At 40.9% G+C, this 22697-nt stretch carries 19 protein-coding genes; 12 read left to right on the top strand and 7 right to left on the bottom strand.

Going from position 1 to position 22697, the window contains the following annotated elements:
- The first annotated feature begins 153 nt into the window (after positions 1-153).
- Both H8B06_RS12450 and H8B06_RS12445 read left to right on the top strand, forming a co-directional pair.
- Entirely contained in the window at positions 154-1635 is a 1482-nt protein-coding gene (locus tag H8B06_RS12450; protein ID WP_190994599.1) for an alanine/glycine:cation symporter family protein, read from the top strand.
- On the top strand, positions 1620-1799 hold the full coding sequence (locus H8B06_RS12445; protein ID WP_190994598.1) for a hypothetical protein: 180 nt from the start codon (positions 1620-1622) through the stop codon (positions 1797-1799). Before H8B06_RS12450 ends, H8B06_RS12445 begins: the two co-directional genes overlap by 16 nt.
- A 217-nt stretch (positions 1800-2016) precedes the next feature.
- On the opposite strand, the gene H8B06_RS12440 is transcribed toward H8B06_RS12445, so the two are convergent.
- Complete coding sequence (locus H8B06_RS12440) at positions 2017-2676, bottom strand: YceH family protein (protein ID WP_190994597.1); 660 nt, start codon at positions 2674-2676, stop codon at positions 2017-2019.
- Positions 2677-2757: 81 nt separating this feature from the next.
- Between H8B06_RS12440 and H8B06_RS12435 the strand changes: the two genes are divergently transcribed.
- The 3 genes from H8B06_RS12435 to H8B06_RS12425 are packed head-to-tail and all read left to right on the top strand — an operon-like array spanning position 2758 to position 5825.
- The gene (locus H8B06_RS12435) at positions 2758-3663 is read left to right on the top strand and encodes a histone deacetylase family protein (protein WP_190994596.1); all 906 of its coding nucleotides are present in this window, start codon (positions 2758-2760) and stop codon (positions 3661-3663) included.
- A 37-nt stretch (positions 3664-3700) separates the two neighbouring features.
- A complete protein-coding gene (locus H8B06_RS12430; protein WP_190994595.1) occupies positions 3701-4756 on the top strand; it encodes a nucleoid-associated protein in 1056 nt (351 codons plus the stop codon).
- Complete coding sequence (locus tag H8B06_RS12425) at positions 4740-5825, top strand: DUF3810 domain-containing protein (protein WP_190994594.1); 1086 nt, start codon at positions 4740-4742, stop codon at positions 5823-5825. Before H8B06_RS12430 ends, H8B06_RS12425 begins: the two co-directional genes overlap by 17 nt.
- Here H8B06_RS12425 and H8B06_RS12420 read toward each other — a convergent pair.
- Positions 5822-6982, bottom strand: a complete 1161-nt coding sequence (locus H8B06_RS12420) for an MFS transporter (RefSeq protein WP_190994593.1) — start codon at positions 6980-6982, stop codon at positions 5822-5824. The genes H8B06_RS12425 and H8B06_RS12420 overlap by 4 nt on opposite strands.
- 66 nt (positions 6983-7048) lie before the next feature.
- Positions 7049-7372: a hypothetical protein gene (locus H8B06_RS12415; RefSeq protein WP_190994592.1), complete on the bottom strand. Its 324-nt coding sequence runs from the start codon at positions 7370-7372 to the stop codon at positions 7049-7051.
- 154 nt (positions 7373-7526) lie between these two features.
- Between H8B06_RS12415 and H8B06_RS12410 the strand changes: the two genes are divergently transcribed.
- Positions 7527-8936 carry an alkaline phosphatase gene (locus tag H8B06_RS12410; protein ID WP_190994591.1) on the top strand — a complete coding sequence of 470 codons (1410 nt, stop codon included), beginning with the start codon at positions 7527-7529 and terminating at the stop codon, positions 8934-8936.
- Positions 8937-9000: 64 nt separating this feature from the next.
- Here the strand turns inward: H8B06_RS12410 and H8B06_RS12405 are convergent, their stop codons facing one another.
- Positions 9001-9405, bottom strand: coding sequence for a single-stranded DNA-binding protein (locus H8B06_RS12405; RefSeq protein ID WP_190994590.1), 405 nt, complete (start codon positions 9403-9405; stop codon positions 9001-9003).
- 187 nt (positions 9406-9592) lie between these two features.
- Between H8B06_RS12405 and H8B06_RS12400 the strand changes: the two genes are divergently transcribed.
- A complete protein-coding gene (locus H8B06_RS12400) occupies positions 9593-9961 on the top strand; it encodes a hypothetical protein (RefSeq protein ID WP_190994589.1) in 369 nt (122 codons plus the stop codon).
- A gap of 368 nt (positions 9962-10329) precedes the next feature.
- On the opposite strand, the gene H8B06_RS12395 is transcribed toward H8B06_RS12400, so the two are convergent.
- Entirely contained in the window at positions 10330-10890 is a 561-nt protein-coding gene (locus H8B06_RS12395; RefSeq protein WP_190994588.1) for a DUF4230 domain-containing protein, read from the bottom strand.
- A gap of 115 nt (positions 10891-11005) precedes the next feature.
- Between H8B06_RS12395 and dnaE the strand changes: the two genes are divergently transcribed.
- From dnaE to H8B06_RS12375, 4 genes are all read left to right on the top strand, one after another.
- Positions 11006-15430: a DNA polymerase III subunit alpha gene (gene dnaE, locus H8B06_RS12390; RefSeq protein WP_190994587.1), complete on the top strand. Its 4425-nt coding sequence runs from the start codon at positions 11006-11008 to the stop codon at positions 15428-15430.
- Between the two features lie 97 nt (positions 15431-15527).
- Positions 15528-15845, top strand: a complete 318-nt coding sequence (gene trxA / locus H8B06_RS12385; protein ID WP_130140257.1) for a thioredoxin — start codon at positions 15528-15530, stop codon at positions 15843-15845.
- A gap of 114 nt (positions 15846-15959) precedes the next feature.
- Positions 15960-16523: a DUF4256 domain-containing protein gene (locus tag H8B06_RS12380; protein ID WP_190994586.1), complete on the top strand. Its 564-nt coding sequence runs from the start codon at positions 15960-15962 to the stop codon at positions 16521-16523.
- Positions 16524-16569: 46 nt separating this feature from the next.
- On the top strand, positions 16570-16803 hold the full coding sequence (locus H8B06_RS12375) for a hypothetical protein (protein WP_190994585.1): 234 nt from the start codon (positions 16570-16572) through the stop codon (positions 16801-16803).
- A gap of 5 nt (positions 16804-16808) precedes the next feature.
- Here the strand turns inward: H8B06_RS12375 and H8B06_RS12370 are convergent, their stop codons facing one another.
- On the bottom strand, positions 16809-17750 hold the full coding sequence (locus tag H8B06_RS12370) for an SMP-30/gluconolactonase/LRE family protein (protein ID WP_190994584.1): 942 nt from the start codon (positions 17748-17750) through the stop codon (positions 16809-16811).
- A 228-nt stretch (positions 17751-17978) separates the two neighbouring features.
- Between H8B06_RS12370 and htpG the strand changes: the two genes are divergently transcribed.
- Positions 17979-19865 (top strand): molecular chaperone HtpG, encoded by a 1887-nt coding sequence (gene htpG, locus H8B06_RS12365; RefSeq protein WP_190994583.1) that lies wholly within the window; start codon positions 17979-17981, stop codon positions 19863-19865.
- A 47-nt stretch (positions 19866-19912) separates the two neighbouring features.
- On the opposite strand, the gene H8B06_RS12360 is transcribed toward htpG, so the two are convergent.
- Positions 19913-22666 carry a substrate-binding domain-containing protein gene (locus tag H8B06_RS12360; protein ID WP_190994582.1) on the bottom strand — a complete coding sequence of 918 codons (2754 nt, stop codon included), beginning with the start codon at positions 22664-22666 and terminating at the stop codon, positions 19913-19915.
- Between the last annotated feature and the right edge of the window lie 31 nt (positions 22667-22697).

Below are 22697 nucleotides of genomic sequence, written 5' to 3'. Positions count from 1 at the left end.
GTAAGAAGTGGGGTAGGGTGGAAAACTTACAGGTATCGTCCAAGAAAAAGAATTTTGGAAGATTATATAAAAAATGTATGTCTTTTTGCAAAAAAAATCTTTTCTTTAAACCGTAGAAATAACCGTACACAACCGAACGCATCAAAAAAATATATGGAAAGTATTGTAAAAGTAGTGTCTAACCTTGTCTGGAGTGATTTTCTTATCTATCTCTGTTTGTTTACCGGACTGTATTTTTCATTTCGCACCCGATTTCTACAGGTAGCTTACATAAAGGAGATGTTACGTTTGTTATTTGTAAAACGTGACTCTGATAAAGGTATCTCTTCCTTTCAAGCATTTGCGTTAGCCATATCGGGAAGGGTTGGTACGGGTAATATTGTGGGGGTGGCAACAGCAATCTTTATGGGGGGGCCAGGTGCCGTATTCTGGATGTGGGCAATTGCTTTTCTGGGTTCTGCTTCTGCTTTTGTTGAAGCAACTTTAGGACAGGTTTATAAACAGGAGCAGGATGGCGAATATCGTGGTGGTCCGGCCTATTATATAGAAAAAGGGTTGGGTGTAAAGTGGTATGCGATCCTCTTTGCGATTGTGACGATTGTCAGCACCGGGTTTTTATTGCCTGGTGTGCAGAGTAATGCGGTAAATGGTACGGTAACAAATGCTTTTGGTATAGAATCTACAACTTTATCCATTCTAAATATGGATTTACCTGTAAGCTGGGTAGGCGTAGCTATTGTTGTGTTATTAGGCATTATCATCATAGGTGGTGTAAAACGTTTGGGACAAGCTTCTGAATATATCGTCCCTTTTATGGCAGGTGCTTATATTTTAATGGCCTTAGTGATTATTGCGTTGAACTTTTGGCAGATTCCAACCGTGTTAGAGCTTATTGTTTCTTCCGCTTTCAGTATGGACGCTACATTTGGCGGTATCGTAGGAATGGCTATTGCCTGGGGTATAAAACGAGGTATATATTCCAATGAAGCAGGACAAGGAACGGCCCCCCATGCGGCTGCCGCAGCGGAGGTGAAGCATCCGGCTCAACAGGGTTTAGTACAGGCCTTTTCTGTATATGTGGATACCTTATTTGTCTGTACCGCCACAGCTTTTATGATTCTGTTTACCGGGATGTTTAATACCGGAGAAACATTTGATGCTTCCGGAAATGCATTGACTTTTGTAGCCGAGCACGTGCCGGGGGTAGAGGCAGGTGGCTTTACACAGGCCGCTGTGGCACATCATTTCCCGTCTATCGGAAATCAGTTTGTAGCTATAGCTTTATTCTTTTTTGCTTTTACGACAATTATGGCATATTACTATTATGCGGAAACCAATATTGCGTACATCTTTAAAAAGGGTAATACGAAAGTGGTGATATGGATATTGCGGATTGGTTTTCTCGCGGCGACTTATTTTGGTACCGTTAGGACAGCCGGCTTAGCTTGGGATTTGGGGGATATTGGTGTAGGATTAATGGCTTGGGTAAATTTAATCGCTATCTTGTTACTTAGTAAACCCGCTTTGAAAGTATGGAACGACTATACCAAAAAGCGTAAAGCAGGAATTAAAGACCCTAATTTTAATCCCAAAGAACTAGGGATTAAAAATGCAGACTTTTGGGAAAAAGAGTAAAATCAATTTACGCTGTGCCTGCACAGGTCGTCACAAATATCATTATTAATACAACTAGTGCAACGATTGTTATGGTGGTGTATGGTGTTCTTCTCATGACTTCATCCTTTCAGTTTTCTATCCAGAAAACAACAAAAGACATGCCTTATTTTATACAGGGATAAGATAATTGCTGTTCTGTAGATAATCGTCGACTTTGCTGGTTTAGTCTAACCCCGCACATGTAGTTGCAAATATTAATACTAGCGCTATGAAGGCTAGTATTACGAATGTTGTCGCAGGTGTTCTTTTCATTGTTTTTTACCGTTAGTTATACGTGCAAGGATAGCAAAAGCTGTGCCTTAATATATTAAACGGTAGAAATCATCAAAAAGCAACAGTCTACGACAATTGTTCCATCAGATTGTCAAATTCTTTTTTTAATGCAGCTAGTTGTTCTTCCAAGGTGCTCACACGTTCTTCCAATTCTTGTATACGACCTGGTGAGCTGCTGTCTGAAGTGCTCGAAAGATTTTCATAATCTTCCTCGTTTACATCGCCAAGCAAATGTACATAACGTACTTCTTTCTGACCAGGACGCTTCGCCAATTGTTTTACAAAAGCAGGCTCCTGTTCTTGCAGACGGTTCAACACCTCTTGTACTTCATCAATACTTTCAAAATTAAACAATCTCCCCGCATTGGAATTGATCTCACCGGGCGTTAAAGGTCCGCGGAGGATCAATAAACACAGTGCCGCCAATTCTTGAGGAATTAACGGGTATTGTATGGCAAGATTGTGTTTGTATTTCGTCACACGGCTTCCGCCACCAACTGCGGTAGACACCAATCCTCTTTTTCTTAACCTATCCAAAGCCTCTATAATGGTGTTTTCATCGTACGAAACGACAGGTTTCCGAGAGGTTTTCTGATTACATGCAGTCTGTAAACCATTTAAAGTCATAGGGTAATATTCAGGTGTTGTTTTGGATTTTTCGAGAAGTGAACCCAAAACACGTAATTCTTCAGCACTTAAAATAGGTAAATTGTTTGTTTCTTCCATTTCTGATCAAATGATTCGGTCTGTCGTTTTCGAAGATAAAAAAATATCTTTTAACTTCGCGAGGAATAAAACAAAAATGTTGTGTTACGAATAGCCTATCATCCAGCTTATGTCCATCCCCTGCGAACGGGACATCGTTTCCCTATGGTGAAATATGAGCTTATTCCAGCGCAGCTGCTTTACGAGGGGTTGGTTTCGGCAGATTGCTTTTTTGAACCGAGACAAGTTGATGTATCCACTATTGTATTGGCGCATGACCCATCGTATGTCAAGGCATTGACGGATCTTTCGCTGAACGCTAAAATGGTGCGTAGGATAGGATTTCCGCTTTCGCAATCTTTGGTAGACCGTGAGCGGTATATTCTGGATGGAACAATTCAAGCAAGTACATACGCTTTAGAGCATGGAGTGGCTTTTAATGTTGCCGGTGGGACACACCATGCCGGACGCGATTTCGGAGAAGGTTTTTGCCTGCTTAATGACCAAGCGGTGGCAGCCGCTTATCTATTGGATCAGAAGCTAGCAAAGAAGATATTGATCATCGATTTAGATGTACATCAAGGAAACGGTACCGCTCATATTTTTGAAGAGCATCCCCGTGTATTTACTTTTTCTATGCATGGTGATAAAAACTTTCCCTTTATTAAGGAATGTTCGGATTTGGATATACCCTTGCCAGATGGTATGGATGATGAAGCCTATTTGGCCTTATTGAAAGAGAACCTCGATAAAATATTTACAGTTTTTATGCCTGATTTTGTGTTTTATCAAGCTGGAGTTGATATTTTAGCGACCGATAAATTGGGAAAGCTTAAATTAACGGCAGCCGGTTGTCGACATCGGGATGAATTAGTCTTAGATAAATGCCGACAGCATGGGCTTCCCGTACAGATTAGTATGGGTGGAGGCTATTCGGAGCACATCAAAGATATTGTGAACGCACATGTGAGCACCTATAAAACAGCCATCGATATTTTTGGCTTTTAATAAATTGAACAAGAAAATTAATCTTTAATACTAGAAAATGTTCTTTCATCAAGACGCAACTTTTGAACAACTTTCCATACATCGTGTTGGGAATAAAGCACAGGATGAGTTTTATGTGTTATCCGATACGCCTATTGCGATTTCGCAGGACGAAATACTGCCGGATTTATTGATGCAGTATTTTATGAAGCCTTTTAGCAAAGCGAATGAGATTTATCGTTTTTATCATCCAAATGACGATTTGCAACTCAATGAAGTCTATTATTTTGCAACACAGTATTTCGAAGGGAAGATAGCTTTCCACGATATGTCCCAACAATTAGCCAAGCACTTGTATGAGGTTTCGGAGCACCCGAAAATAAAAGCAGGTGAGGTATATGTCGTTGCACTTAAAAATGTACAGTTGGAAGGTGAGGAGCATGATGCTATAGGGATTTTTAAATCGGAGAATAAGGAAGCCTATTTAAAAGTGTATCCAAATGCAGGTGGTTTTGACCTTGATTACGAGCAAGAGGCTATTAATATCAATAAATTGGATAAAGGGGTAGTTATTGTAAAAACAGAGGCGGAGGAAGGGTATAAAGTGCTGGTCGTAGACCAAACCAATCAGTCGGAAGCTGTCTATTGGAAAGATGACTTTTTGAAGATCAAAGCGCGTAACGATAATTTCCAGCAGACGGGGAATTTGCTCAAAGTATATAAGAATTTCGTCAATGATAAATTGGATGAAGCATTTGAATTAGAAAGTGCGGATAAAATCGATCTCTTAAATCGCTCGATGAACTATTTTAAAACAAAGGAGACGTTTGACCAGGGTGAATTTGAAGAAGAGGTCATCGGCAATCCGCAGGCAGCATCGCTGTTTAAGGAATATCAAGAAAATTTTGCGGAAGAATTCGACACACCATTTCAGTCAAATTTTGAAATCGCATCCCCCGCGGTAAAAAAAATGGCCGCTTCCTATAAATCGGTTATTAAATTGGATAAGAATTTTCATATCTATGTACACGGTAAGCGAGACTATATTGAATCTGGTTTTGATGACGAGCGGGGTTTAAATTATTACAAACTATATTTTGAAGCCGAAAGTTAACCTAAAAAACGGAAATAGAGGCTATTTCATTGCGATAGCGGTATGCCTTATCGTGATGTTCGCCTTATCCTGGATGAAGCAATCGCCGGCATTTATTGAGCAATATTATAGCCGCCAGTTTTATCCACTTTTTTCCCATTTACCTAAATGGTTATTCGGTTGGCTGCCGTTCAGTATCGGCGATATATTCTACGTACTCATATCAGGCAGCTTGCTATGGATAGCGATCTCTTCGGTAGTTGCACTAGTTAAACGTAGATGGGGAATCGCGCAGCGACGGCTTATGCTGCTTGTTCTCGTATTACTTGGAACCTATATTTATTTCTACGTGAGTTGGGGGTTAAATTATTATCGCGTGCCATTGCAGCAACAGCTAGGACTGCAAATCGATACAATTGTTCAAGAAGATTACGTCGAGATATTAGATCGTTATATCACGGAAATCAACCAACTTCGGAAAGAATTGGATACCACGTTGATGGATAAGTCCCGGGCACGACACGAATTGCAACAGTTGATGGAAAAAGGCAATGGCCGCTTGCCCATGCTTTCTCCTACGCAAGTGCGGGCAAAACAGCCTTTGTCGAGTACATTGGTATCCTACTTTACAGTGACAGGTTATTTTAATCCTTTTACCCAGGAAGTGCAGGTGAATGGCATTATACCCAAGACCTCCTATCCCTTTACCGTAGTACACGAATTAGCGCATCAGATGGGAATAGGTTTTGAAGACGAATGTAATTTCATCGCTTTTCTGATGCTTCGCGATCATTCGAATGTGTGGTATCGGTATGCGGCTTATTACGAAACCGTCCAATATTTGCTTCGACCGCTCTATTTTCAGGATAAAGCACTTTATACTTCGTATATGTCCAAGCTCTCACCAGAGATTCGGAGTGATTATGAAGAAGAACGTCTTTTTTGGCAACAATACTATGGCACATTTAATCGGTTGACTAGCTTACTTTATGGAAGCTATTTACGCCATAATAATCAACCTGAAGGCATGGCACGTTACTCGTTGATGAACCGTTTGGTTATTGCTTGGGAAAAACAACAAACGCCCTAGACATTCATTTTCGCCCGCACGACGGTCCGCCAGAAGGTATAAGTGAGAATAGCCCCCATACTAGCCATGCATACACCCACGAGTGATGGATAGTTATAGGCATATCCGAGCGTAATTGGGATTGCGCCAAGATAGGCGCCAAGGGTATTCCCAATATTAAAACTTGCTTGTCCGGCTGCCGCGGCAAATGTTTCTGCTCCTTTAGCATTGTTGATCAGCATCATTTGAAGAGGAGAACCAATAGAAAAGGAAATCATGCCGGTGACAAAGGCCATAGGATAAGCTAAATAAGTGATATGAGCGATAAAAAATACCAATAATAAACAAATTGCCATAGCTATAAAGCCCATAATGACCGCTTTAGAGGGCGTTATGCTATCCGCGAGCTTACCACCGATGATATTTCCGAAAAACATACCCAATCCCACCAAAATCATAATAAATGGCACCCGGTTTTCGGGAAGATTGGACACATCGGTTACTAACGGGGCTATATAGGATATCCAGGCGAACAAGCCACCGGTTCCGATGGCAATAACAGCAACCATTAACCACGCATCCCAGCGGGCGAAATAGCTTATCTGTTTTAATACATTGTTCGTTTTGCTGGCTTCCATTTTCGGCATCCAGAAATAGATAGCCAAAAAGGTAATCAGGCCTAGTAAGCTAATTACAGCATATGTGATCCGCCAAGAATAATGATGGCCTATATAGGTTCCCAAAGGTACGCCTGCTAAGTTCGCTATGGTCATTCCGGTAAACATAATAGAAATAGCTTGCGCTTCTTTACCAGGTTTTGCCAATCGCGCCGCAACTACTGAACCTACTCCAAAAAAAGCACCGTGTGGAAAGCCGGAAATGAAACGTGAGGTGAGCAACAGCACTTTGTTGGGGGCAATCGCAAAAATACCATTAAATACGAAGAACAATAGCATCAGAAAAAGCAGGATGTTCCGTGGGGAATATTTCCCGCTGAATGCAACTAAGGTAGGAGCACCCACAACAACGCCCAACGCATAGAGGGCTATTAAGTTACTGGCTTCTGGAATTTCAATTTGTAAATCTTTGGCGATGTCTGGAAGGATGCCCATCATGGTAAACTCTGTCATCCCGATAGCTAATCCGCCAAATGCTAATGCAATAAGTGCTTTGTTCATTTGCCTGTGCTGAATAGAGAGCGCAAAGGTATATTTTCTTTTGCAATGCGACGAATTAAATTTGTATTAATGAGAGTTGGGCGTCCCAGAAAATATAGGATTTAAAATTGAATAATCAAGGGTGGAATCTGAAATTATCAATTCAGCAATTTGATCGAGATCTTCATGGGTGATACGGTTTCCCATGCCAGCATTAAAAGAACGGCTGAGTAACAAAGCAGTTTCCTTTCTTTCGGCCGTTGAGATCAAATTACTGCCGCCGTAGAAATTGACCAAGGAAGTCGCGAATGTGGCAAAACGCTCCAACGTGAAAGGTAGCTTATATTGCGAAGTATACCGCATGTATTTTTCGAAATCCTGAACAATCATTTCTTTCTGTTGTATTGTCATATTTTGCAAAAATAATGTTTTCTCTAAACCGATGTAACTTGTTAGATAAGATTTGGTGTTATTTGATTATTTGTTTTAACTTCATAAACTACTTAATTTAACATAGACTTTATAATAATATGTTAATTTTATCAACGTAAACATATCCAAAAAAATGAAGAAAAATATTTTAATTCTTTGCCTCCTGTTGTCTGTTGTATTTGGCGCGTTCGCACAACAGAAACCCAAGTACGTTTTTTTTATGATTGGCGACGGAATGGGTTTAAACCAAATTAATCTGACTGAAGTTTTTCTGGCAGCACAAGAAGATCGCAATACGGTGTTTCCGTTGATATTCTCCACATTTCCCTATGCTACATTTGCTACTTCGTATTCTTTATCCCATGGTGTGACGGACTCCGCAGCTGGAGGGACAGCATTGGCCGTCGGTAAAAAAACCAAAAATGGTGTGATAGGAATGGACAGCGCTGCTACAACAGCCTATAAGAGTATCGCTTATGCGGCTAAAGAAGCAGGTCTTAAAGTGGGGGTTACGACTTCTGTTAGTATAGATCACGCTACCCCAGCTTCATTTTATGCTAATCAATCTAACCGTAATCGTTATTATGAAATCGGACAAGATATTATAAAATCAAAATTTGATTTTTTTGCAGGATCAGGTTTCTTAAGCCCAGATAAGGATTCAGAAAAAAAGGAAGCTCCTTCCTTATTTCCGCAGTTTGAAAAAGCGGGATATACATTAGCTTATGGCTTAGAAGACTACAATAAAGTGAAGCAAGTTACTGAAAAAATAATTTTGATGAATGTAAAAGAGGAAGATCCTTCCGCGTTAAAATTTGCTATTGATCAAAAACAAGACGATTTAAATTTAGCACAGATAACCGATGCGGCTATTGAATCGTTGACAAAAAATAACAATAGTGGTTTCTTTTTGATGGTTGAGGGAGGCAAGATCGATTGGTCATCACATGCCAATGATGCGACAACGACTATTCGGGAAGTATTAGATTTTAACGAAGCGGTAAAAAAGGCCTATGCATTTTATGAAAAGTATCCAGAAGAAACCCTGATTATCGTTACGGCGGACCATGAGACTGGTGGTATCGCTGTGGGTAACGGCAGCAGTCGCTTGAACACTAAGCTGTTGGAAAACCAACGGGTATCCCAAGGCACATTATCGCAGTTATTGTCTGCGCTGCGGACGGCAAAAAAAGACGTAAGCTGGGAAGAAGTAAAAGGCATCTTAACGGAAAATATCGGACTGTTTGCGGACGTGGCCGTGAGTAAAGAAGAAGAAGAAACCCTTGTTGCTATATACGAAAAAAGTTTTGTGCAACATGAAGAGGAAACAGCAAAAAGTTTATATGCAAACGATGATAAATTAGCAAGCGAAGCTATTAAAATATTGAATAAAAAAGGTTCGGTGAGCTGGGCATCAGGAGGACATTCGGCTGCTTATATTCCTGTTTTTGCTATTGGAGCAGGAGCGGAGAGATTTACGCATAAAATGGAGAATACCGATATCCCCAAAAAAGTAGCGGAGGCTGCCGGTTGGGATTTATAAGAGGTGGTATCATGCATTTACAGAAGAGGGTGTCTTTCAAATCAGAGAGACACCCTCTTGGTTTCTATGAAGAACGATGATCTACATCGTCGTCATCGATATCAGCGGGAACTTCCAACAGTGACGTATGTGCTGAATGACCATCCAGCACAATAAATTGTTGTACCCGTATATCGGTGACTTCTCTTTTGATATTGTTAATATCCGTATAATCCCGATAAACCAAAGAACCTTGTACCAAAAGACGGGTTCCTTTTTTACATTTTTTTTCTAGTTTTTCCGCTAGTTTTCCCCAAAAAACCAAACTGTGCCAATAGGTAGTTTCTACCCATTCTCCATGACTGTTTCTGGAGTATTCATTGGTGGCAAAACGTACGTTGGAAACTTTGGTTCCGTTTGTTGTTGACTTTACTTCTGCATCGGCTCCTAAACGTCCGATAAGTTGTACGACATTAATTAACGTGCTCATAATATTGAAATTTTAGTTGTAAATCTGCTTTAGATATTTTAGATTTATCGTGTCAATAGCGTGTGCTTTTGACATTTCAAAGTTGCGAAAGCTGGTTTCGACTAGCCGGTAGTTAACCAATTATAGACGTTTATAACCGTTTATAAACGATTACAAACGTTTGTACAGTAAAAGAATTATGTGAAATATGAAGAAACGTATGTGTTTGGCTTGTGGTGAGCCTGTTGTAGGACGGTCGGATAAGCGCTATTGCGATGACGGCTGCCGGAATGCTTACAACAATAATCGAAATAGTGTTCCCAATCGTTTTGTGCGAAAAATCAATGATATATTAAAACGAAATCGGCGAGTTCTGAGTGAAATACTAGGCAATGAAAAAATGCAGAAAGTATCACGCGAAATGCTGTTGTCTAAAGGACTGGATTTCGATTTTTACACCAGTCAGCTTACCACGGCAAAAGGACAGATTTACTTTTTTGTTTATGAATATGGTTACTTACCGTTGGGTGGGGAACGGTTTCTTGTCGTCCGGCAAAAGATAACGGAGAAAATCTAAGAAAAAATAGTTTTAGGACGAAAATTCGAAGTAGATAAAATAGATGAATTATTTTGCATAGATGGATTTTCTTTTTATCTTAGCGTTTCATAATTCAGTCCGCTAGAGCATGGCGGCAAGTTATAATTGGTTAGTGAGGCCTCTATCCGCCCGGATGGAGGTCTTCTTTTTTTAGTATGTTTTGAGAGAATATGTTTTATCGGATTACCCTGTAAAATGAAAAATCCTGAAGCGGGGAACCTCAGGATTTTACCAAACCAATTATTAACCTAAATTATGAAATTATACTCTTATAACGCCAACGAGGGTAAACTATTATCTAAAATCGACCATTTAACATTTTTTAACGTTCAAGGCGGTCTTCGTAATTATTCAAAATGCACGTTTATTTTAGAAAAACCCAATCCCTCCAGTAAAGGCCTAAATACATGGATCGCGTTTTCTTTTGTCTGGGTTAAAATATCTGAATTTCGTACTTCTTTATAAACTTCCTTCTCGGCACTTTTAAAAGCCTCGTCGACCAGTGTGGCTTCTCGGAAGAATGCCATTTTCGTATCATATACTTTTGAAGCCTCGTGATCTATTTTAACGTAACAGATCTCGGGGGCTGGCAGTCGTATAGAGACTGAATCGTCTATTACTTCTATATCTTGTGGAGAGAGTTTTGTCAAGTCCACACATCCCACAGCGTCGGCTTTAACAATGAGCAAAACGCTTGCATCCGGTAAATAGGCACTGATGTTTTTGTGTTCCAATACATCGCTGAACCGATATTTCACTAACTCCAGCTTACCCATTGCCTCAATGCGCTCGATCAATAATTGATGTTTGCTTTCCGATGTTGGCCTATTACCAAATCGCACCAGCAAGAACCAGCCGATAACAATCAGAATAACAATAATAAATACTATTTTTAAAAATTTCATCATGATTTATCTTTATCAAATTACATTCCAATACAAAATAAGGAAAATGTTTTGTTTCCAAACACCTCCATTCCGTATCTTTATTTTTTAATTTTGTGGAGAAGAGAAAGGGAATTTGATGTATATAATTTTTGATACCGAGACTACAGGTTTACCGAAGCGTTGGGATGCACCCATTACAGATACGGATAACTGGCCGCGCTGTATACAGATAGCATGGCAGCTACATGATGAAATGGGGAACCTCATAGAGCATCAGGACTATTTGATTAAACCGGATGGCTTTAACATTCCATACGATTCCGAAAAGATTCATGGTATTTCCACGGAGTTAGCCGAAAATGAAGGTGTCCCGCTAGTCGATGTATTGGACAAATTTAACACGGCGTTAGCAAAGGCTAAGTTTGTCGTCGGACAGAATATAGGGTTTGATATCAATATTATGGGAAGTGAACTCTATCGTTACGAGGTCAACTCTCCTTTAGCAAGTATGCCTATATTGGACACGTGTACAGAGGTTACGGCCGAATTGCTGAAACTTCCGGGCGGACGCGGTGGACGTTATAAACTACCAAACCTTACCGAACTTCATAACTACTTATTTGGTGTTCCATTTGCCGAAGCGCATAATGCTACCGCCGATGTGGAAGCAACAACGCGTTGTTTTTTTGAGCTCGTTAGACGGGAAGTTTTTACACTGGAAGAACTACAAGTAGACACGGGGTATTTTGTTGAATTTAGACAACATAACCCCGATACCATTGCTTCTGTAGGGTTAAAACATATCAATCTAAAAGCCGCATCAGATGCTATTCGTGCTGCGCAAAAGACAGATGAGCCTACCACGGTTATAGACGAAGAACTGAAGAAAGCGCTGGAGGACGCGGAATTTGCCCATTTGCATAACCATTCGCAGTTTTCCGTATTGCAGTCGACCATCTCTATCCCAGCATTAGTAGAAGCCGCAGCAAAGGCGAATATGCCGGCAGTGGCCCTTACCGACCACGGTAATATGATGGGGGCTTTTCATTTTGTGAATAGAGTACTTGGGTATAATAAGGAAATTGAGGCAAAAAATGCGGAAGCATTAGAACGTGGAGAGTCACCGATAGGTCGAGCAATTAAACCCATCGTGGGGTGTGAGTTTTATGTTTGTGAAAACAGAACAGATAAATCAAGAAAAGATAACGGTTATCAGGTTGTCTTCTTGGCAAAGAATTTAAAAGGGTATCATAACCTGGCAAAGATGGCATCGATTGCCTATACAGAAGGATTCTATTATGTTCCTCGTATTGACAGATCCGTAATTGAGCAGTATAAAGAAGACATTATGGTGCTCTCTGGTAACTTGTATGGCGAGATACCTAGCAAAGTACTGAACATTGGTGAAACGCAGGCGGAAGAGGCTTTGCTGTGGTGGAAGGAACAGTTTGAAGATAATTTCTATATTGAACTGATGCGCCATGGGCAGGAAGATGAAGATCGCGTCAATCAAACACTTATCCAATTAGCCCGAAAACATAATGTTAAGCTGATTGCGACGAATAATACCTATTACGTCAGCAAAGACAATGCGCATGCGCACGACATTTTACTTTGTGTGAAGGATGGCGAAAAATTATCAACACCAAAAGGGAGAGGACGTGGCTTTCGGTTCGGGTTACCCAATCAGGAGTACTATTTTAAGTCGGCTGCGGAGATGAAGCAAGTTTTTGCTGATGTTCCAGATGCCATTGTCAATATACAGGAGATTTTAGATAAAATTGAGGTTTATTCTTTAAACAGAGACGTCCTCTTGCCCAAATTTATCATTCCGGAGAAGTTTCAACACGCGGAGGACGACTTGGATGGTGGGAAGCGCGGTGAAAATGCATACCTACGCCATTTGACATATGAAGGTGCGAAAGAACGTTATGAAGAGATAACGGATAGTATTCGGGAACGTTTGGATTTCGAGTTGGAAACGATCGAAAGAACAGGGTATCCGGGCTATTTCCTTATTGTACATGATTTTATTGCTGCTGCCCGGAAAATGGGCGTGTCGGTAGGACCAGGTCGTGGTTCAGCCGCCGGTTCAGCTGTGGCCTATTGTTTGAAAATTACCAATTTAGATCCTATCGCATACGACTTGCTTTTTGAGCGCTTCTTGAATCCCGACCGTGTTTCCATGCCCGATATTGATATCGACTTTGACGATGAGGGACGAAGCCGTGTCATGCAATACGTTATCGATAAATACGGTGCGTCACAGGTTGCGCAAATCATCACATACGGTACGATGGCGGCGAAGTCTTCTATCCGGGATACGGCACGTGTGCTTGATTTACCGCTGCAAGATGCCAATGAGATTGCAAAACTTATTCCCAATCTCAAGCTGAACAAGATTTTCTCGATGGATGAGAAGGCGATGAAAGAAGTGTTGCGCTCGGAAGAACTAGAAGCCGTCAACCGTTTAAAATCATTGGCTGATGGCGCAGGATTGGAAGCAGAAACTATCAAGCAGGCCCGTGTTTTGGAGGGTTCGATGCGGAACACGGGAATTCACGCTTGTGGCGTAATCATCACACCCGACGATATCACCAAGTTTGTTCCCGTATCGCTGGCAAAAGACTCTGATCTGTACGTTACACAATTTGATAACTCGGTGGTAGAGAGTGCCGGTTTATTGAAGATGGACTTCTTGGGACTAAAGACCCTTACGCTGATTAAGGATACTGTTGCCAACGTGAAATTACGTCATGGTGTTGAACTTGATCCGGATAAATTCCCGATTGATGATTTGTTGACGTATGAGCTGTTCCAACGTGGAGAGACAGTTGGTGTGTTCCAATACGAATCTCCGGGAATGCAGAAGTACATGAAAGAGTTGAAACCCACGGTATTTGCCGACTTGATTGCAATGAACGCGTTATACCGTCCGGGGCCGATGGAATATATTCCGTCTTTCGTTAAACGAAAACACGGGATAGAGCCTATTACCTATGATTTGGAAGCGTGTGAAGAGTACCTACAGGAAACGTATGGTATCACCGTTTATCAGGAGCAAGTGATGCTTCTGTCGCAAAAGTTGGCAGGCTTTTCTAAGGGTGATGCGGACGTTTTGCGGAAGGCGATGGGTAAGAAGCAGAAAGCCGTTTTGGATAAGATGAAGCCAAAGTTTGTGGAGCAGGCAGCTGCAAATGGGCACAATGCGAAAACACTGGAAAAAATATGGACAGACTGGGAGGCCTTTGCATCTTATGCCTTCAATAAATCACACTCTACCTGTTACGCTTGGGTAGCGTATCAAACGGCCTATCTTAAAGCCCATTATCCGGCGGAATATATGGCAGCGGTGTTATCCAACAACATGAACGATATCAAAACGGTGACATTCTTTATGGAAGAATGTCGACGGATGGGGTTGCAGGTACTTGGTCCGGATGTGAACGAGTCGTATTATAAATTTACGGTGAACGACCAGGGAGCGATTCGTTTCGGAATGGGGGCGGTGAAAGGTGTAGGTGCTGGAGCGGTGGACACCATTGTTCAAACACGCGAAAAAGATGGTAAGTATAAATCTGTGTTCGACCTTGCCAAACGCGTAGATCTGCGTGCCGCAAATAAGAAAGCATTTGAAAGTTTAGCCTACGCCGGTGGTTTTGATAGTTTTACCAATACCCATCGGGCGCAGTATTTTCATGTAGACGGTGATAACTCCACGGGATTGGAAAAAGCGATTAAGTATGGGCATCGGATAAAAGAAAACGAAAATTCGGCACAAGCAAGTCTCTTTGGTGGATCCGCAGCAACCGAACTACCCGAACCGGTATTGGCGCCTTGCCATGCTTGGGGGCTTATCGAAAAGCTTAAATATGAAAAAGATGTTATTGGTATCTATTTAACAAGCCATCCGCTGGATAACTATAAGTTTGAGATCAAGCATTTTTGCCACAATAAAGTAATCGATCTCCAATTGATAAACAAGGTCAAAGCAAGTGAAGTAGAGGAAGAAGTATTGTTGGAGTTTAACCGAATTAAAAATAAGGAGGTGGTTGTTGGTGGTATTATCGCCGTCGCTAATCATAGAGTCGCAAAATCCGGCAAACCGTTTGGTTCGTTTATTATAGAAGATTATAGTGAATCCTTTGAGATTATGGTGTTTGGCGAAGATTACGTCAAATTCCGAGGATATCTACAGGAAGGGTTCTTTGTCCAGATCAGAGGATTGGTACAAGAGCGATTTAGGCAGGCAGGTAATTGGGGCTTTGAGTTAAAAAATATCCAACTACTTTCCGATTTACGGGATAAAATGGCGAAATCGTTTACGATCGAATGCCCGCTGCATGTATTGAATGATCAGTTTGTCCAACAAATGTATAGGTTGGTTGAATCTACAAAGGAGGAAGGGGTAGAGTCTAATTGTCAGTTGAAGTTCAAAATCTTAGATATGCAGGATGAGCTTGCTATTGAAATGCCTGCCAAATCGTTGAAAATACACTTAACAAATGATTTTTTGGAAGGATTTGATAAATTTGAAGGCGTGCGCTATAAATTAAATTGATAGGCTATAAAAATTTGTGAAGAGGGAATGACGATTATCTATAGTCAAATTTCTATCTTTGTTTATTAGGTTATAGAAATCAGAAAAATTAAATATTATGGCATTAGAAATTACAGACAGCAATTTTGAAGAGCTTGTTCTTAAATCAGACAAACCAGTTTTAATTGATTTTTGGGCAGAATGGTGTGGTCCTTGCCGTATGGTTGGTCCTATAGTAGATGAAATCGCAACAGAATATGACGGAAAAGCAATAGTGGGAAAAGTGAATGTGGATAATAATCCTGATATTTCCGTTAAGTATGGTATTCGCAATATCCCAGCGTTGTTGTTCTTCAAAAACGGTGAAATTGTCGACAAACAGATTGGCGCAGTGCCAAAATCTGTTTTGGTAGAGAAGTTAAGTAAGCAACTCTAAGAAGTACATTAAAAAAGTTTTAAAGCCGGCTTTTATAGGAAGACCGGCTTTTTTTATCTTCGCATAAAACAGATTTATTGTATATTCGTTTTTTCAACGAAACAGTGCTATACCATGAGTAACAAAACAAAACTGCCCCAAGCACAAATAGACGAGCTTCTTGATGTCTTGAAAACCCGATTTGAAAAAAATAAAGATCGTCATACTGATTTGGACTGGACAAATATACAGGAAAGACTCCTGGCAAGTCCAAAAAAGCTTTGGTCGCTTCATCAAATGGAAGAAACGGGCGGTGAACCGGATGTAATTGGTTACGATAAAGAAAAAGATAAATATGTTTTTTGTGATTGTGTGGCGGAAAGTCCTAAGGGACGAAGAAGCGTCTGTTATGATCCGGAAGCACTGGAATCCAGAAAAGAACATAAACCCAAACATAGCGCGGTAGGAATGGCTGCTGAAATGGGTATCGATCTTTTAACAGAAGAGCAGTATCGCACTTTACAAAGGCTTGGAAAGTTTGATACGAAAACTTCCAGCTGGGTATTGACGCCATCTGCAATCCGGAAAAAAGGCGGTGCTATTTTCGGGGATTGGCGTTATGGCCATGTGTTTATTTACCACAATGGTGCGGAATCCTACTACGGCGCCCGTGGTTTTCGGGGCCTTTTACAGGTTTGATATTATTTTTTAAGTATCTTTATGCGTCACTAATATATAGAGAGCTATGAATTTAAGTAGAGAATTTACACAGGAAGTTAACGGCACGACCATCAATTTCCAAGTTACATACAACCCTCAAACGCATTTTTTTGCCGTTGTTGAGGACGAGGATATTCATTATACTTTAGGGTTTAATCCCGCTACAAAAGAGTGGACGACCAAGGATGGACCACAGCCTGCTATCCCTGTTGATCAACTGGCTCAGTTGGTGCAAAAAAGCTTTGGTGTTTTTGTATAGCGGGTTTAGTATTTCAACTTCACCCGTAAAATCTTATCACTATTTGTAATATATAGCGTTTTCTCATCGGCAGATAGCGCCACATTGGAAGCGGGATTATCCAATGCTATTTTACCCAGTACTTTGCCCGTGCTGTTGAATATCCATACACCACCTGGACCACTCGCATAAACAGTCCCTTTGCTGTCTATCTTAAGCCCGTCCGGTAATCCTTTCAACCCTGCACGTTCGTTCGTCGCACTGTAAAATAATTTTGGCGTCACGATCGTGTCCACCAAGTCCAGTATATACCAATCCGCAGCGTTAGGATCAGAATTACCAATCAACAACTTTTTTCCATCCGGGAAGAATGCGATACCATTGGGTTTACTAATCTGATCAGTCAACAATATGACCTCGCCATTTTGTCTTACTTTATATACGCCGTTAAAAGGTATTTCCTTTTCTGGATCATTATCACGCTGTGTAGGCAGTCCATATGGCGGATCTGTGAAGAATAATTCACCAGTTTTATTGTACACGGCATCATTCGGACTGCTTAGACGTTTATCAGCATATTTATCGGCTAATGTCTGGAAAGTCGCTTGAGGTTGTGCCAACGGAGCATCCATTCGGGCAACCTGACGGTTACCATGTTGGCATAACACCAAGTTTCCTGCGTCGTTCAACAATAAACCGTTGCTACCGGGCTCTTTACGTCGGTTGGGATTGTCACCCGTATCACCACTTGGTTTTAGATAAACTTCACTTCCCGTTTCTGCTGTCCATTTGTAAATTGTATTCGTGGGTACATCCGAAAACAATAACATTTGCTCACTTTCCACCCATAATGGTCCTTCACTCCATTCGAAGCCTTCGGCAATAATTTCTGCCCTTGCGGAGCTGTCGATAATAGCATCTAAAGTTAGATCATAGCGTATTACGCTGCCGATTGTTTCGTATCTCATCTGTTCAGATTGTTGCGGGGTATTACAGGCGAATATTGTTGTCAAAATATAAGAAATAAAGGTAGACTTCATCATAGGTACATCTTTTACGAATTGTTTTTCCATTTTCACGACTGTCTAAATTACATTTTTTCTTTCGATAACTGTCATCCTGTCCTAAAAAAAATAAATGGAATACTCCTTGATAAAACTGTTCTTGATTTTTTATAGACAAAAACTAAAACATATATGCAAGAAAAAGGTAGTATTTCGATTCATACCGAGAATATTTTTCCGGTGATCAAAAAGTTTCTTTATTCCGATAATGAGATTTTTTTACGTGAGTTGGTCTCCAACGCTGTTGATGCTTCTCAAAAAATAAAAAGATTATCTTCTTTGGGGCAGTTTCAAGGTGAGTTGGGCGATCTGACCATCGACGTGAAATTTGATGAAAATGCTAAAACGATTACCATCTCCGATCGTGGTATCGGCATGACGGCGGAAGAGATCAAAAAATACATTAACCAGATAGCATTTTCAGGTGCTACAGAGTTTATGGAGAAATTTAAGGAAGCAAACGATGCTAACGAGATTATCGGTCGTTTTGGTCTAGGTTTCTATTCTGCTTTTATGGTGGCCGATAAAGTGGAAATTCAATCGCTATCCCATCAAGAAGGTGCGGAGCCAGCACACTGGACCTGTGATGGTAGTACCTCTTACGAGATAAGCGAAGGTACGCGTACCGAACGTGGTACCGATGTCATTCTCCATATTAACGAAGAATCGCAAGAGTTTTTGAATGAAGGCCGTCTAAGCGAGATTTTGAATAAATATGCTCGTTTCTTACCAATTCCTGTGCGGTTTGGAACAAAAACAGAATCACAGCCAGATGGCGAAGATGAGGAAGGTAAACCAAAATACACATCGGTTGAAGTTGATAATATTATCAACAATACAACACCGGCATGGACAAAAGCGCCATCCGAGCTAAAAGATGAAGATTATATAGCATTCTATCGCGAGTTGTATCCTTATTCGATGGATGAACCTTTGTTCTGGATACACCTCAATGTTGATTATCCTTTTAACTTAACGGGTATCCTGTATTTCCCGAAAGTAAAGAACGAAATGGACATTCAGCGGAATAAAATTCAGTTGTATTCCCGTCAGGTATTCATTACCGACGAGGTGAAAGACATCGTGCCGGAATTTTTGATGTTGCTACAAGGTGTCATCGATTCACCAGATATTCCATTGAACGTATCCCGTTCTTTCTTACAGGCTGATAGCAACGTGAAGAAAATTAACAATTACATCACGAAGAAAGTTGCCGACAAGTTGAATGAGATATTTAAAGCTGACCGTAAAAACTTTGAGCAAAAATGGAACGATATAGCGCTCTTTATCAAATATGGTATGCTGAGCGATGAAAAGTTTGCGGAAAAAGCCAATGATTTCTGTCTGTTGTCTAATATCGACAAAGAGAGCTTTACGCTGAAAGAATACTACGAAAAAGTAAAAGATATTCAAGTCGACAAAGATGGTAATATTGTATATCTGTATACCAATGACCCGTCGCAACAGGATGGCTTCATTGCGTCGGTGAAAGAGAAAGGCTACGATGTATTGGTATTGGATGGTCAATTGGACAATCATTTCGTGGGCTATTTGGAACAAAAAGGCGGTGAAAAAATCCAGGCAAAGCGTGTGGATGCGGATGTTGTTGACAAATTGATCCAGAAAGAGGAAACACAAACGTTATCCTTATCGGAAGAAGAATCCAAGAAAGCATCCGAAATCTTTGAGAAAGCGATTTCTAGAGCCGATATGAAGGTGGAAGTTGACGCGCTAAACACGGATGGTCTCCCTGTTTCGGTTACAGAAGACGAATTTATGCGCCGGATGAAAGATATGGCGAAAACAGGTGGCGGAATGGGCTTCTACGGCACTTTGCCTGATAATTATAAGGTAACTGTCAATGGGAACCATCCCTTGATCAAACGCATTTTGGAAAGCTCCGAAGAGGAAGGAACACAACTAGCGAAACAGGCTTTTGATTTAGCCTTGTTATCTCGTGGTCTGTTAAAAGGTGCGGATTTGACCTCCTTTATCAAACGGAGCGTTGGAATGATTTAGTTCGGGGTGTTGAAATAATAAAGGGTTGGCCGTTGGTCAACCCTTTATTATTTCAACTTGTCCTTTCTATACGCGGTGGGCGTGATGCCAAATTGTTTTTTGAAAGCTGCAGCAAAATAGGCCGCCGAGGAAAAACCCACTTTTTCGGCCACTTCGTTAATATGCAACCCTTCTAATAAAAGATGCTTAGATTTGGTTAGACGACGTTGGAGAAGATATTCGTTTACACTACTGTTCAATAGGCTCTTGGTTTTTCGGTACAACTGTACGCGCGAGATATTCAGCGCCTGTGCAATATCTTCTACACTGAGTGATCTTTCCCCAATACGTTCTTCGATAACCATATCTAAACTTTGCATAAACCGCTTATTTTGTGTCGTATGTTGTTTTACATCTGTTGCCGTTTCTCCCGGCTCTAAAATACTGGTATAGTGCTCTTTCAGTTGTCGTCTGGAAGTAAGTAGGTTGGTTATCACTGCTTTTAGGTGATCAACATGAAAGGGTTTGGTGAGGTAAGCATCTGCCATCAAGCGCATTCCCTCAATTTTATTTTCTTCGGTATCCAGTGCGCTCAACAATAGTACCGGGGTTTTATTAAACTGTGGGCTGTTTTTGATCATTTTTAAGAGATCTAAACCACTTCCATCGGGTAACATGATGTCGCTCACAATTAGATCCGGGTAACTTTGTTCCATTTTTGCAACAGCATCCACATAGCTTTTAGCAAATAGTAGATTGTATTCTTTTTCGAGAATATCCTTCAAGAACAGACGGATATCCGGATGATCGTCAACAACCAAAATATTAGCCGCCTTACTGGAATAAAAAGAAGCCGTTTCCTCGGTCAACTCCTCTAGGTTTAGGATATGTTCCTCGCGTTCGGCTTGCCGTGCTGAAGTATTGTCCGTCAATCCTTTCTTTTCGTCTTCTAACAAATGTAAGTGTCCTGTTGGCAGCCGTAATGTAAACGACGAGCCGACTCCTTTTTTACTACTAACTGTCACTTGTCCGTGATGAAGTTCTACAATTTCCTTTACATAGGCTAAACCAATACCCGAACCAGAAAGATGCTGCTCACCTTGATAAAAATTGTCAAAGATATAATCGATGTCCGTAACAGAAATACCACTTCCATTATCGACGACTCGAATGTATAAATAATCCCCAAAAGTGTTTTCTTCTACGACCACACTTATCTTTCCTCCTGTTGCCGTGAATTTAAAAGCGTTTGATAACAGGTTGGAAAGGGCCTGTTCCATTAAATACTCGTCAACCCAGATCTCCTTGAGGGGTGTTTTACTGATATAGCTTAACGATATACGTTTCTTTTGTGATAGCGGTTTAAAACTTGCCAATACCTGCTGGACAAATGCGTCAATTTGTATAGGAGTAGCCTTCAATTTTCTTTTGGCCTTGTCAATACGGTGAATGTCAATCAGATCGGTAACGAGGTTTTGAAGTTTCTTCGCATTCCGTTTAATACGTGCCAGTTGGTCTGCGCCTTCAGAAGATAAGTTTTTCTCTTTTTCCAATTCCTCCATAGGGGCAAGAATAAGCGTAAGCGGTGTCTTAAATTCGTGGGATACATTCGTGAAAAACTTGCTTTGCGCTTCAGAAGCTGTCCGTATCTGTTCATTCATCTCCACAATCCGTTGCTGTTGTGAAAGTATTTCCTGGTTTTGTTTTTCAAGATGCTTGTTTTTCTCCCAGTTGCTTTTGATAACGATAATCGAAATTCCCCCAAATACCACCGCTAGTACTAAGCTTGTTATCAAAATATTCAATGTCGTCTGTTGGTTTCGGTATATTTTATTCTGTTCTACAATAAGTTCTTGCCGTTTGTCTATATCTTCCTGCTGTTCTTGTATCTTGTTGGATTGCAACATCATGAGTTCAGCATTATCCTGATTGATGACAATGGTTCCCAATATATTATCCCGTTGGTACGGTTTACGTTGCAAAATGGCCATTGCGGTGCGAATAGCCTCGGTGCCACCAGTCGGGTAGAGCATGGAAGCGAACAAGGTTCCCTTGACAATTTCCGATAAGCCATTGCCTTCGCCTGGAAGAGCGTCAATGCCGATAACCCTTTTATGGTTTTCCCCCGCTTCCCGGAGTGCTTGTATGACACCAAAAGCCATCTGGTCATTAAAAGCCAGGATAATATCTTGCTCAAGAAGCTGTTTAATATGCTGTTTAGCTTGTGCATAGGCGGTATTCCTTTCCCAGTCGCTTTGTATTTCAACCTCCAGACGAACCGCGCCTGCACTATCTAATGCATCGAGTAATCCTTTTTTCCGTTCGAAAGATGCCGATGTACCTTTCAGCCCTGTGACGATACCTATTTGTCCCTGTCCGTTGAGCGTGTGCACCATAAACTGTCCAGCTAGTTTACCAATCGCAAGGTTGTCCGCCCCAACATACGCGTTATATAAACCGGAGGATGTTTTGCGGTCGGTGACAATCACTGGAATATTTCTTTGAAAAACAGAATCGACAATAGGTGTCAACGGTTCAGCTTCATTCGGGGAAACAATGAGTAGATCGATGTCTTGTTCGAGTAGCTCTTTGATTTGCTGTATCTGCTTTTGATTATCTCCACCGGCGTCACGGTAGATAAATTCGATGTCCGGATAAAAGGAAAGTTCCCTTTTCATTTCATCCAACATGGTTTCTCGCCACGCGTCATCACCTATACACTGTGAAAACGCGATGGTAAACTGTGTATTGTTTCCGCTCGGCTGACAAGCATGACAGCATAGAAGCATCACGAAAGCAAAAAAAATATAAAGCCTTGACATCCCCGTTTTTTGAATTTCTTTGACAAGATAC

Origin of the sequence: Sphingobacterium micropteri, from assembly GCF_014692515.1 — a bacterium.
GTDB classification, from domain to species: Bacteria; Bacteroidota; Bacteroidia; order Sphingobacteriales; family Sphingobacteriaceae; genus Sphingobacterium; species Sphingobacterium micropteri.
Note: the sequence above shows the minus strand (reverse complement) of the source record. Positions and strands in the feature narration are given on the sequence as shown.

Coding starts and splice junctions, on each gene's coding strand:
- H8B06_RS12430 (WP_190994595.1), top strand. CDS start 3,701: ATGTTCTTTCATCAAGACGCAACTTTTGAACAACTTTCCATACATCGT.
- H8B06_RS12370 (WP_190994584.1), bottom strand. CDS start 17,750: ATGAGATACGAAACAATCGGCAGCGTAATACGCTATGATCTAACTTTA.
- H8B06_RS12450 (WP_190994599.1), top strand. CDS start 154: ATGGAAAGTATTGTAAAAGTAGTGTCTAACCTTGTCTGGAGTGATTTT.
- H8B06_RS12440 (WP_190994597.1), bottom strand. CDS start 2,676: ATGGAAGAAACAAACAATTTACCTATTTTAAGTGCTGAAGAATTACGT.
- H8B06_RS12410 (WP_190994591.1), top strand. CDS start 7,527: ATGAAGAAAAATATTTTAATTCTTTGCCTCCTGTTGTCTGTTGTATTT.
- H8B06_RS12380 (WP_190994586.1), top strand. CDS start 15,960: ATGAGTAACAAAACAAAACTGCCCCAAGCACAAATAGACGAGCTTCTT.
- trxA (WP_130140257.1), top strand. CDS start 15,528: ATGGCATTAGAAATTACAGACAGCAATTTTGAAGAGCTTGTTCTTAAA.
- H8B06_RS12395 (WP_190994588.1), bottom strand. CDS start 10,890: ATGATGAAATTTTTAAAAATAGTATTTATTATTGTTATTCTGATTGTT.
- H8B06_RS12405 (WP_190994590.1), bottom strand. CDS start 9,405: ATGAGCACGTTAATTAATGTCGTACAACTTATCGGACGTTTAGGAGCC.
- H8B06_RS12375 (WP_190994585.1), top strand. CDS start 16,570: ATGAATTTAAGTAGAGAATTTACACAGGAAGTTAACGGCACGACCATC.
- H8B06_RS12360 (WP_190994582.1), bottom strand. CDS start 22,666: ATGTCAAGGCTTTATATTTTTTTTGCTTTCGTGATGCTTCTATGCTGT.
- htpG (WP_190994583.1), top strand. CDS start 17,979: ATGCAAGAAAAAGGTAGTATTTCGATTCATACCGAGAATATTTTTCCG.
- H8B06_RS12400 (WP_190994589.1), top strand. CDS start 9,593: ATGAAGAAACGTATGTGTTTGGCTTGTGGTGAGCCTGTTGTAGGACGG.
- H8B06_RS12420 (WP_190994593.1), bottom strand. CDS start 6,982: ATGAACAAAGCACTTATTGCATTAGCATTTGGCGGATTAGCTATCGGG.
- H8B06_RS12415 (WP_190994592.1), bottom strand. CDS start 7,372: ATGACAATACAACAGAAAGAAATGATTGTTCAGGATTTCGAAAAATAC.
- dnaE (WP_190994587.1), top strand. CDS start 11,006: ATGTATATAATTTTTGATACCGAGACTACAGGTTTACCGAAGCGTTGG.